Origin of the sequence: Autumnicola patrickiae (genome assembly GCF_031846525.1) — a bacterium.
Lineage (GTDB): Bacteria > Bacteroidota > Bacteroidia > Flavobacteriales > Flavobacteriaceae > Autumnicola > Autumnicola patrickiae.
The window spans coordinates 162,388-174,908 of record NZ_JAVRHM010000001.1; the positions used below are offsets into that span (position 1 = coordinate 162,388).

Consider the following 12,521-nt stretch of genomic DNA (forward strand, 5'->3'; position numbering starts at 1 on the left):
CAAGGGTTTTCCGCAGCACTTGTACTGCATTATTTAACACCTTTTCCATATTTGTGAAATGCTGTACAACTATTCGACATGAATAATTGCAGAAAAAAGTTGATTTTACAGAAATTGGCGGAGATTAAGCTTCTTCTCTTTTGTAGTAAAAAAATAAAAAATAAAGAGGGCTGTAGCGAAATGCAAAATATTCTGAACCAGTTTAATTCCCAGGTCCATCAGATACATTTGCTGCATATTTTCGAAAATATCGGCAAAAATTATAGCCAGCACCAGGGCTATAAAAAACACAGATTTTTTTGAGTAAGAATTAATATAATATACAAGGGCAACAATTGCCAGGATAAGGAGGCTGAAATAGTAGAGCGCATAGATACTAAGCTCTGCCATACTGCCGGGATGTTCCTTGATTTTAAGGAAATGAAGTGTGAAAAAATATCCGTTTATAAGTAAAAGAAAGCCCCCAAAGAATAGAATAAAACTATTTGCCTTAACCTTTTTGGTAAACCTCAACGCTTCCCTGCTTAGGAAAAGATAGGCGGTCACGAGTAGCAAAAGTCTAAGAATGTTAAAATACCAGTTATGAGGCAAGAAAATGGTAAGTTCAGAAAGAAAGAATACAAATAGAAAACCGATTAAATTTCTATTGGAAAAACATAAACTCTGGGAAAATAAAAGGAGTGGAATTATAAAGAACAGAATCCGGGTAGCCTCTTGTAGCCATTCCAGCTGAAATAGTATTGCATATATATTTAGCGCCAGAACGATGCAGGCCAGGGGCAGGCAAAGTTTTTTGATCTTCATAAGTAGGTTTTCGGACGGGACAATTTAAGAAAATTTTACAAATTGTTCTAAATGCCAAACTCTTAAGATTAAAAAAATATTACTTTTTGAATAAGGTTTCGGATTAAATACAGCAAGTTCTATCTTTACCCCTTCAAAAAGAACTAATGAAAATAACTCAAAAAGCTGCTTATATTTTAGGTCTCGTTACCCTTGTTTCCTGTAATGACAGCCTATACCAAAATACAGAAATTTCCGGGGAAAGAATTCCGGTAGACCAGCAGATAAAAGAAGATACTGCAATTACAAACTTTATACAACCGTATAAAGAGCATCTTAATGTAACGCTTGATAGTACCCTGGCCTTTAATCCTACATCTTTATCCAAAACCGACGGCACCTTAAACACCGCCATTGGAAATTTAATGGCCGATATTGTTATGGAGCAGGCTAATCCCGTTTTTAAGAAAAGAACCGGGAAAAATATCGACGTCGTACTGCTCAACCATGGTGGAATTCGTTCTACACTAAATCAGGGAAATATCTCCGCACGATCTGCCTATGCACTCATGCCTTTTGAAAATGAGATTGTAGTAGCCGAATTAAATGGCCTGAAAATAATGGAAATGTTACGTTACCTGGAAGATGCCGGCACCGCACATCCTGTTAGTGGAATTAAAATCCAGGTGAATAGTGATTATAAAGTGACCGGCGCGCAAATTGACGGCCGGGAAATTGATAGCACCAGCAATTATTTTGTTGCAACTTCAGATTATCTCCAGCAAGGAGGTGATAACATGAATTTCTTTAAAAACCCTGTAGCGCTTTACAATGTAGACTATAAGCTCCGGAATGCAATAATTGATTATTTTTCGAAGGTAGATACTTTGGATGCCAAAATAGATGACCGTTACATTGTGGTTAAATAAAATAAAAAAAACTCGCCAGAAGTCCCTTTACAACAATTGAAGTTTATTTATGAAAAGAAGAAATTTTATCCGACAAACCTCAGCAGCCACAGCTTTTGTGGGCATTGGGGGATTATCATCACTCTCATTTAAACCTGCTTCCAAAAAACATATTACCATTCTCCATACCAATGATGTTCACAGCCATATTGAACCTTTTGGACCGGACGCACCACGGAATCCCAATATGGGTGGAGTAGCACGAAGGGCGACTTTAGTAGAACAAATAAGACAGGAAAATCCAAATACGCTTCTTCTTGATGCCGGTGATATTTTTCAGGGTACTCCCTATTTTAATTTCTACGGAGGAGAACTGGAGTTTAAACTAATGAGCAAAATGAAGTATGATGCAGCCACTATAGGAAACCATGATTTTGACAACGGTATTGACGGACTTTATGCTCAGCTTCCACACGCCGACTTTAGTTTTATTTCTTCTAATTATGATTTTAGCAATACTATCCTGGATGGCCATACGCTGCCCCAGCAGATTTTTAAAAAAGATGGAGTGAAAATTGGCATATTTGGGCTCGGGATAGAATTGGAGGGATTAGTAAACAGCAAACTCTTTAAAGAAACAAAATACCTGGATCCCATAGAAATGGCACAGGAAATGACGCGCAAACTGAAAGAAGATGAACAATGCGATCTTGTTATTTGCCTTTCGCATCTTGGTTACAAATATAACAGCGATAAGATTTCGGATCTTAAACTCGCCCGGGCAACAGAAAATATCGATTTAATTATTGGCGGACATACACACACTTTTCTTGATAAACCCACCATTGAAACGAATAAATCGGGTAAAAAAGTACTTGTAAACCAGGTTGGTTGCTACGGTCTCTATTTAGGCCGAATAGATTTTTATCTTGATAATGACAACAATATCGAAGCAGACGGAGTGAAAATTTCAGTTTAAATTGAAGTAGAAGCTTTTACAGGGATTTCTTCTAATTCATATCCCGATATTCATTTTTTTCATTTTCCTGATTTTCAGCAAAAATTTCCTGCAATTTTTCCTTTTTCAAAGGTTTCGATAAAAAGCCGGCAACAAAAGGATATTGTTCCTTTTGGCGGGAGAAGCTCTCTATAGAAGAAGTTAAGATATATATGATAAGCTGATTCTTTATTTGATCCTGAAAATTTTTAAAAACATCCAGGAAATCCCATCCCGTCATTGTTGGCATGTTAATATCCAGAAACAGAATAGTTTCCAGATTTTCTGATTGTGAATATCTTTCTTCTATAGCTTTGAGAGCTTCTTCAGGATGAATAAAGGATTCAAACTCAGCTTGATCGTCTGTTCCTTTAATTATATATTCACAAATAAGGTTATTAGTAGGGTCATCATCAACAACCATGTAATGATGCAGATTTTTCATTATCTCTTATCTTCTTCTTTAAAGTTCATCAAATTCAATTTCAAATATAGTGCCTTTATTCACCTCACTATCAATGGTGATTTTTCCCCCCAGCATTTCCACCTGGGTCTTTACCATAAATAATCCCATCCCTTTTCCTTCTACATGCTGATGAAAGCGTTTATAAAGACCAAAAACCTGATCCTTTTTGGTTGATAAGTCAATACCAAGTCCATTATCAATAAATGTAATGATAAGACTATTATCACGCTTCTCAGACTTTATTTTAATTTTTGGTGGCAAACCGGGCTGCCGGTATTTTATACTATTTGCAATAAGGTTATAAAAAATGCTGTAAAGATAGCTCTGAATAGTTTTTACCTCCGGCACACAAAAATCTGTTAGAATTTGCACCTGCTCCAGTTGCATAAGGTTCTTAATACTTGATTCTACAGTATTAACAAGCGACTGCAAATTAACGGACTCTTTTTTTGCATTAAGATCAACTTTTACCTGTAGAATATCATTTAGATCCTTTATCACATGATCCAGTCGCTCTACATTATTAAGCAGTTCGTTTAAAAAGTTCTGCCTTAATTCCTGCGGATACTCCTCCCCACCCATTAATTCTGCCAGTCCAAGGATATTAGCTAACGGCGCCCTTAAATTATGGGAAACGATATAAGAAAATTGCTCCAGGCCTTTATTGGCAGAAACAAGCTCTTCAGTATAACCCTTTAGACTTTTATTTAACTCCAACAACTTAATATTAGCTTCCTTGCGATCTGTAACATCTTTAAAATAAACAGATAATACGTTGTTGGGCGCGGGGTAAGCATTTACTTCATACCACGCCCGGTTACCCTCAAAATATGCTTCAAAATTTTGGGTAGCGTTTTCTTCCACTGCTTTTTTGAAATAAGTTTCAAAAGATGTATTTCTAATATCAAATACCTTTATAAGTTCTTCACCTAGAATATGCTCTTTAGGAGTTTGAAGTACCTTTTCAGCTTCACGATTCCAGTACGTTACCTTCCAGTCCTTATCCAGGGCAAAGAATGCATCACCAATACTTTCGAGAATCACCTCTTTTTCCTCTGAAGCTTTTAAAACCTCCAATTCCCCTCTCTTCACCTTATCGATATCTTGAAAACTACCATTTATACAAATGCAAACGCCACTTTCAAATTCCGGCTTTCCAATAATCCTTACCCAGCGCTCATTACCTTTGGCTGTAATAATTTCAAGTTCGAGCTCAAAGGAAATATTTTTTTCTACTGCACTCCCCAATGCTTTTACCATTGCATTTCTATCTTTACCTGACTTAAAAAAACTTACCGCATCTTTATATTGGGGTGCAAAATCCTGCGGCAGTTCATGTATTTCCTTAATTATGGAAGACCAGTAAAGCGAATTTTTCTTAAGATGAAGTTCATAACTCCCTATTCTTGCAAGGTTAGATGCATTGTCCAACAGATCCCGTAATTTCTTGTTTTCAGTAATATCCTGCATTGCACCTACCATTCGAAGAGCTTTTTTGTTTTTGTCCCGAATGATAAAACCACGATCGATTACATATGCATACTCACCGTTTGCTTTTTTAAATTTGTATTCTTCCCTCCAGTTATTCTTCCTTCCCTCATGTGCAGCATATATCGATTTAATAACTCGTTCGGAATCTTCGGGATGAATTCGATCTTTCCAGTAATCTATATTTGGAGCAATGGTTTCCAGTACATATCCAAAAAGTTTCTGAAAACTCTCACCCCACAGCAAGTAGCCGGTTTTTAGATCCCAATCCCAAATAGCATCAAATGTAGCTTTGGAAACAAGTTCGTACCGCTTGTTGCTTTCCTTTAGAGAACGCTCTGCCTTTACCCTGTCTGTTATATCTATACCTACACATTGTACTTCCATGGGCCTGCCTTCCGTATCGGTTAGACATACAAAATCCCATAACGTTGTTTTTGCCCCCCATCTTTTTGAAGCTTATCTATTTCTACCTGAAATACTTCATTTGGATGTTCCACACAAGCCTCAAAACTCTCTGTTACCAGGTCATGATGTTCCGGATAAATAGAAGTAAGCGCACTTTTTCCTATTAAATCTTCAGAATAGATCCACTTAAAATCTTTTTGAAATTTATCATTTACATAAGTAAAATAGCCTCCCAGGTCTGTCCTTATTAAATAATTTGTCTGGGATTTAAGGATTGCATGATGGCGGGCCTCGCTTCGCATTAACCTTTGCACATATTCTTTACGCTCTGTAATGTCCTGCACAGAGCCTTTAAACATAATACCTAAACCGTCCTCGTTTTTTATCTGTTTTCCCTTCTCGTGAATCCATTTTACGCTGCCATCTGGTAAAATGATACGATGCTCATAATCCAGATCTTTTGCCCCGGAGATAGCATCCAACTGCCCTTGCTTAAATTCCTCTAAATCATCGGGATGGATAGTTTTTAGAAATTCTTCTTCACTTACCTGGAAAAATTCTTTTTCCCTTCCCCAGATATTATAAACTTCATCACTCCAGTAAAAGGTATTCTCCCGGAAATTGACTTCCCAATAACCCATTTTTCCAATTCTCTGGGCCATCCTAAGTTTAGATTCTTCCTCTTTAAGCCTTTCAAAAATTTCATTTCTTTCTGTAATATCCTGTAAAACCGAAAGGATACACCTTCTTTCCTTAAACATAAGGCTGTAGGCCCAGACCTCAACTTCTATTCGTGTTTGATCTTTTTTAAGGTGAACAGAAGATGCAGACCCAATAACCTGATCTGTAGTCAGCTCCTTTTTTATAAACTTAAGAAAATCCGGAACATCTTCTTTTGGTCTCAAGTCCAGAATGCTCATACTTAAGAATTCTTCCCGACTATATCCATAGTGTTTAATTGCAGCCTGGTTAACATCTAGAACTTCCAGTGTTTTCTGATCATAAATTATATTTGGCAACGGACTATACTGAAACAAAAGCTCATAATTCTCTTTTGAAGCCCTTATCTCTTCTTCTGCTTTTTTCTTATCTGAAATATCCCTTATAATAACAGACATTTTGACCTCTCCAAATGCATCTGTAAAAACTGCAGAAGTGAGTTCGGCAGGAAATTTACTTCCGTCCTTCCTTAACATAGTAAGTTCTGCATGACCATTACCCGTTCTTTCACGCTCCTTCATAACTACACTGAGCCTGGGATCATTCCCGTCTACCACTCCAGATCGTCCTGCCCTGCAAAGCTCCTCTTCAGTCATTTGAAAAATACTACAGGCTGCAGGATTTGCAGCATGAATTTTCCCGCTAGGTTCTGTAAGTAATATCCCGTCTGGACTGGTTTCAAAAAAAGCCCGATACTTTTCTTCGCTTTCCTTTATGACGTTATTAGCTTCTTTACGTTCTGTAATATCCCTAAAATTATTAACGATTCCTTTTACAGCAGGATTATCCAACATGTTAGTAAGTGTCGCTTCCAACCAACGCCAGCTCCCATCTTTATGCCTAATCCTTACTACCGCTGCTTTTACAGGCTTTCCTGGATTTTCCAGACATGCTCTCATATTTCGCTCAGCCGCTTCCTTATCATCTTCATGAGAAATGTCCAGCGTTCTAATTTGAAGAGCTTCTTCTATGGTATAGCCCAGAATACTTTCTATTGAAGGAGACACATAGGTTGTTTCTCCTTGTGGTGTGATAACCAGGACTCCATCAGCCCCGTTCTCTATCAGGCTTTTAAACTTATTTTCATTATACTTTAATTGCCTGACATATCTTTCCCTTTCTATTTCGCATTTAAATTTTTCCAGGGAGCTTTCCACGGCCCCTGGAAGTCTTTTCAGCTGATTTTTCAATATAAAATCATCTGCTCCCCTTTTCAAAATATCAACGACAAACTCTACTGTTACTCCTTGGCTCACAACAATAAATGGCACATCGAGATTACAGCCATTAAGAATTTCCAGTGCTTTTTTGGCATGAAATGAAGAAATGGAATGCTCTGAGAGAATTAAATCGGGCTTAAAACTCTCCAGAACAGATAGAAATTCCTCTCCTGTTTTAATTAAAAGTATTTCAGGATCAAAACCCCCTATCCTTAATGCCTCTGCAATCAGTTCTGCATCTTCGGATGAGTTTTCGAGATGTACGATTTTTAATTTTTTACCCATATAAATAACTATCCTTTTCTACCCTGATCTCCTGATATACAGCAAAAGGAAATATGTGTCTTCTAATAAGGTGATAATCAAATTATCGATTAATTGTAAGTTTTTTACGATAAACAGCATGCTGAAGATCGGAAAAATAAATTATTTTAATGAAAAGATAAGCCTTTATTTCTGTGTAGATTTAAAACAGAAGTTAAAATTAGATTTAAATTATCTGAATATCAATGCATTAACCAGTAATCAGAAAAAGCCTGGAATTATATTTACTATGGAAACTATCAGCCCTAAGAATGCAGCTTTTACACTTTAGATGATTCATCTTTAAGTTCATATCGAAAAAGATAATCATTTACCCCTATTTAATAGATAAATTTTCCCTTAGGGTTAATTCCAAAATTTGCAATACTCTTTAGAATGAGAACCAAAAGGGATAAATTAATTTCCCAATTTCATTACTCCTCCAGCATTTTTAGGAATTTATCTTCGCTTATAATATTTGTCCCCAGCTTTTCTGCTTTTGCCAATTTGCTCGGCCCCATATTTTCGCCTGCAACAAGAAAATTGGTTTTGGAGGAAATAGATCCTGAAACTTTTCCACCATTATCCTCTATCAGCTTTTTAAGCTCATTACGGGAAACTTTTTCAAAAACTCCGGAAATCACAAACGTATTTCCTTCCAGTATATTTGTTTGATTTGCCAGTTTCTCTGCAGAAATTTCCATCTGAACGCCGTAATCTTTTAGCCTTTCAACAATTCTCCGGTTTTCTTCGGAAGCAAAAAAATCTGCAACGCTCCAGGCAATACGCTCGCCAATTTCATCAATCGCGACAAGGTCTTCTTCTGAAGCCGTCTCCAGGGCACCAATATTTTTATAGTGTTTTGCCAGTTTCTTCGCTACGGTCTCCCCTACATAACGGATCCCCAGTGCGAACAACACTCTTTCAAACGGTATCTTCTTAGAGTTTTCTATTCCGTTAATAAGATTTTCAGCAGATTTATCGGCCATACGTTCGAGAGGGAGAATATTTTCTTTTTTAAGCGTATAGAGGTCGGCGTAATTCGCAATAAGTTTTTCATTCACGAGCAGGTTCACGGTTTCCCCACCAAGTCCTTCAATATCCATTGCTTTCCGGGAAATATAATGCTGAATACGTCCCGTAATTTGCGGAGGACAACCATTATAATTCGGACAATAATGCGCGGCTTCGCCTTCGTTCCTGATTAATTCTGTATCACATTCGGGACAGGTTTGTGTATATCTTGTAGGCTCAGAATCGGGGTCTCTTTTGGTAAAATCTACGCCCACAATCTTCGGAATAATCTCTCCGCCTTTTTCCACAAACACAGTATCTCCTTCGCGAATATCCAGTTTCTCAATTTGATCGGCATTATGCAAAGATGCCCTTTTCACCACAGTTCCCGCCAGCTGCACAGGCTCCAGGTTTGCTACGGGAGTAATTGCCCCTGTACGTCCAACCTGGTATGTAATTTTTTTCAGCTTTGTACTCTCCTGCTCTGCCTTAAATTTATAAGCCATGGCCCAACGCGGAGATTTTGCTGTATATCCCAACTCATCCTGTTGATGAAAACTGTTCACCTTCACCACCACACCATCGGTCTCATAAGGCAGATCGTGGCGGTGTATATCCCAGTAATTAACATAATCCATCACTGCAGAAGTGCTGGTTTTCAATTCTGATTCTTCGGGCACTTTAAAACCCCATTCCCTGGCTTTCTGAAGGCTTTCATACTGCGATTTGATATGCAGGTTTTCGCCTGTAATATTGTACAAAAGGCAATCCAGCGGCCGCTTTGCAACTTCAGCACTATCCTGAAGTTTCAGACTTCCCGAAGCTGTGTTCCGAGGATTGGCATATGGCTCTTCCCCGGCATCCACCCTTTCGGCATTCATCTTTGCAAAACCTTCGTAAGGCAGCACAATTTCCCCACGAATATGAAATTTCTCCGGAAAATCCCCCTTCAATTTTAAAGGAACAGATCGAATAGTTCTCACGTTATTGGTCACATCGTCACCCTGGATCCCATCACCACGGGTTACTGCGCTTACCAATTGCCCGTTTTCATAAGTAAGACTGATGGATGCTCCGTCGTATTTAAGTTCGCACACATATTCCACTTTCCCGTCTACCAGTTTTTTAACCCTTTTTTCCCAATCTTCCAGCTCTTCCTTAGAATAAGAATTGGACAAAGAATACATTCTGAAATCATGCACAACAGTTGCGAAACTTTTGGTTACTGCCCCGCCAACCCTTTGTGTAGGTGAGTTTTCATCAGCAAATTCAGGATGTTTTTCTTCCAGCTCCTGAAGTTCTTTCAGCTTCATATCAAAATCGTAGTCGCTGATTTCAGGTTTGTCCAGCACGTAGTAATTGTAGTTATGCTGCTGCAATTCTTCGCGAAGCTTGTTTATTTTCTTTTCAGCATCCATTTTAAAGGAAATAATTAATGGTTATAATGTTTTTAGCTGTTCGTCCTGATAAATCATCCGGTATTTCTGACTTTCATGCGTAAAATCTAAACGGAATTCTGAAGAATACGCTTTATCATCTACAGGAAACCAGTCTTTAAAGTCTCTATTAATCGATATAATTAGACCTTCAGGATCGCCAATAGCGCAGAATTTTTCGAGACTGCCGTCAAAAATTTCGAGACTGCATTCCCTGTGAAGAAAAAAGAATTTCTCCTCAACATTTGTAGTTGCCAGACCTATCTCAGCTATTCCCGAAATACTTTCCGCAGAAAAATATGCCAGCTGTTTAGCATTTAAATTACGTCTGGAAATAAACTCGAGGATGTTTTTATCGGCATCATAAAAGTAAACCGATTTTGCATTCCAGTTACTGAAATCGACAATTTCATCATCACCACTCTTCTGGATTTCCACCCTCTCTTTCAGCCACTGCAAGGCTTCTTTTTCTTCATCATCGGGAATATGAAACGCAATATGATAAGGCGTGGCACCTGCTTTCTTTTCAAATCTCAATACAGAATAGCCTAAAGTGAGCTCAAAACTGTTCTTGTTCTCATTTTCGATTTCCAGTTCCATAACATCCCGGTAAAAAGCAATTTGCTCTTCGAGATTGGAGGTGAAAATCTGCAGTTTCTCAATCCTCATTTATATATTTTTACGTCTGACTTTCCTTGAGCCATTTTGGAACGGGCAATGGTTTAAAATTAGCCATTTTTTCCAGCAATTCGTCAACGTCTTCAGCAATAAGCAACAGGTCGAAATTTGCCTTTTTCAGCAGTCCTTTGCGCACCATAGTTTTCAGCATCGCAATAAGATCATCGTAATAACCATTACTGTTTAAAATTCCGATTGGATTTTGATGCAGCCCCAGTTGCGCCCAGGTCACGATTTCAAAAAGCTCCTCAAATGTCCCAAAACCACCTGGCAAAGCGATAAAACCCTCACTTAATTCGTGCATTTTCAGCTTACGCTCATGCATATCTTTTGTAACCACGAGTTTGGGTAAACTTGGATGCACCACTTCTTTAGTTTGTAAAAAATCTGGGATCACACCGGTCACATCGCCTCCATTTTCCAGCACCCCGTTAGCCACCTGCCCCATAAGACCAAGCTGACTGCCGCCATAAATTAGTTTTATCTTCTTTTTTGCCAGGATTTCCCCTAAACGGTAAGCTTCCTGCAAAATAATATCATCATTCCCGTCGCTGCTGCCACAAAAAACCGCTATACTTTTCATTTAAACTGAAATTTTCTTGATTGTCATTCTTTTTTGCCTCTCAGCATTCTGTAATTACCGAAAATGTCCTTTTTCAGGCATGCCTCAAAACCGGAATTCTTTAATAAAGATCCAGTTTCTTCAGCTAAATATTGATTGATTTCAAAATACAATTTTCCGCTTTGATCGAGCGCTTTTTTTGCCAGTTTTGTTATTTTTTCATAGAAAATCAGCGGATTCTGATCTTCGACATAAAGTGCGAGTGCAGGTTCGTAATCCAGCACGTTTCGCTGCATGTCCTTTTTTTCCAATTCCCGCACATACGGTGGATTGGAAACGATAATATCAAAATTTTCAAGCTCTTCCACCTCCAGAACGTCCTGCTGAATAAAATTAACATTTACTGAATTAGATTCAGCATTCATTTTGGCAATTTTCAATACTTCCCCTGAAATATCCATTGCTGAAACTTCAGCATTTGGAAGTTTTTTGGCCAGGCTAATCGCAATGCAGCCACTACCCGTCCCGATATCCAGAATTTTGATCTTTTCTTCGGAAGAAACCTCATCCAGGATCCATTGTACCAACTCTTCGGTCTCCGGCCGCGGAATAAGCACCCCTTCAGTCACTTTAAATTTTAATCCAAAGAATTCCGTTGTCCCGATGATGTATTGGATTGGCTGATGATTTCTCAATTTTTTAATGGCATCCTCAAAATGGCAATTATCGGCCTCAGATATTTGTCGGTCTGGCTGCAATGCCATTTCCAGCCTGCTCATGCCGAGGTATTCCTCTGCCAACAAATTAAAAAAAGAATCAACCTCCTCCCGGGGATATTCTTCCTCTAATTCCTTTCTGAAATTTATTTTAAGGGCTTTTAGCTGCAAACTTTTTAAATATTTTGTATTTTGAATTTTCAATTTTGAAAAATCTTTCTCCCGCAGAAACGTGGATTTCCTGAAGGTGATTTACCAACTTTTCCCTCCTCACACCTCACTATTCACCTTTCACGTCTCACTTTTCACTTTTCACTTAAAGCTCCTTGATCATCCAAACCGTACAATTATAATGTCCGGTATTACCCAAAGGACCTTCCAGGTTTTTAAATCCGGTTTTTTTATAAAGTTTTCGCGCGTCTTCCATATAAGGTAAGGTTTCGATATAGCATTTTTGAAAGCCTTCGTTTTTGGCAAATTTCAGGCAGGTGTCCATCATCTCTGTGCCAAGACCTTTACCTCTGGCTTCCGGTAGAAAGTACATTTTTTGAAGCTCACAAACTTCTTCTTCAAAATCTCTTAAAGGGGCAATTCCGGCACATCCTATAATTTTTCCTTCATTTTCAACAACAAAATATTCCATACGCGGGGAATCATAAGTAGCATACATATCGTCCAGCGCCTTATCTTCATAAGCAGTGCCGACCTTTGGAACACCCATTTCAACTAAAACTTCTCTTATCACTTTAGCAACTTCCTGATTGTCTTCCGGTTGAATTTTACGAATTTTCAAAGCAGTCATTCTTACTTATTAATCTTATT

11 protein-coding genes are annotated in these 12,521 nt (G+C 38.2%); 2 read left to right on the plus strand and 9 right to left on the minus strand.

The window, feature by feature from the left end:
• Positions 1-105: 105 nt before the first annotated feature.
• On the minus strand, positions 106-804 hold the full coding sequence (locus RM549_RS00695) for a hypothetical protein (protein ID WP_311679678.1): 699 nt from the start codon (positions 802-804) through the stop codon (positions 106-108).
• Positions 805-950: 146 nt separating this feature from the next.
• Between RM549_RS00695 and RM549_RS00700 the strand changes: the two genes are divergently transcribed.
• Together RM549_RS00700 and RM549_RS00705 are read left to right on the plus strand one after the other, a co-directional pair.
• Complete coding sequence (locus RM549_RS00700) at positions 951-1,712, plus strand: 5'-nucleotidase C-terminal domain-containing protein (protein ID WP_311679680.1); 762 nt, start codon at positions 951-953, stop codon at positions 1,710-1,712.
• 49 nt (positions 1,713-1,761) lie between these two features.
• Positions 1,762-2,670: a bifunctional metallophosphatase/5'-nucleotidase gene (locus RM549_RS00705; RefSeq protein ID WP_311679682.1), complete on the plus strand. Its 909-nt coding sequence runs from the start codon at positions 1,762-1,764 to the stop codon at positions 2,668-2,670.
• 31 nt (positions 2,671-2,701) lie between these two features.
• Here RM549_RS00705 and RM549_RS00710 read toward each other — a convergent pair whose 3' ends face one another.
• The 8 genes from RM549_RS00710 to RM549_RS00745 form a co-directional block, all read right to left on the minus strand.
• Positions 2,702-3,133: a response regulator gene (locus tag RM549_RS00710; RefSeq protein WP_311679684.1), complete on the minus strand. Its 432-nt coding sequence runs from the start codon at positions 3,131-3,133 to the stop codon at positions 2,702-2,704.
• 18 nt (positions 3,134-3,151) lie between these two features.
• Positions 3,152-5,029, minus strand: coding sequence for a PAS domain-containing sensor histidine kinase (locus tag RM549_RS00715; RefSeq protein WP_311679686.1), 1,878 nt, complete (start codon positions 5,027-5,029; stop codon positions 3,152-3,154).
• Between the two features lie 20 nt (positions 5,030-5,049).
• A complete protein-coding gene (locus RM549_RS00720; RefSeq protein ID WP_311679689.1) occupies positions 5,050-7,275 on the minus strand; it encodes a PAS domain-containing response regulator in 2,226 nt (741 codons plus the stop codon).
• A 452-nt stretch (positions 7,276-7,727) separates the two neighbouring features.
• On the minus strand, positions 7,728-9,725 hold the full coding sequence (gene ligA / locus RM549_RS00725) for an NAD-dependent DNA ligase LigA (protein ID WP_311679691.1): 1,998 nt from the start codon (positions 9,723-9,725) through the stop codon (positions 7,728-7,730).
• A 21-nt stretch (positions 9,726-9,746) separates the two neighbouring features.
• Positions 9,747-10,412: a VOC family protein gene (locus RM549_RS00730; protein ID WP_311679693.1), complete on the minus strand. Its 666-nt coding sequence runs from the start codon at positions 10,410-10,412 to the stop codon at positions 9,747-9,749.
• A 10-nt stretch (positions 10,413-10,422) separates the two neighbouring features.
• Positions 10,423-11,004, minus strand: a complete 582-nt coding sequence (locus tag RM549_RS00735) for an LOG family protein (protein ID WP_311679695.1) — start codon at positions 11,002-11,004, stop codon at positions 10,423-10,425.
• Positions 11,005-11,027: 23 nt separating this feature from the next.
• The gene (gene prmC / locus RM549_RS00740; RefSeq protein ID WP_311679697.1) at positions 11,028-11,903 is read right to left on the minus strand and encodes a peptide chain release factor N(5)-glutamine methyltransferase; all 876 of its coding nucleotides are present in this window, start codon (positions 11,901-11,903) and stop codon (positions 11,028-11,030) included.
• A 112-nt stretch (positions 11,904-12,015) separates the two neighbouring features.
• Positions 12,016-12,501, minus strand: coding sequence for a GNAT family N-acetyltransferase (locus RM549_RS00745; protein ID WP_311679699.1), 486 nt, complete (start codon positions 12,499-12,501; stop codon positions 12,016-12,018).
• Between the last annotated feature and the right edge of the window lie 20 nt (positions 12,502-12,521).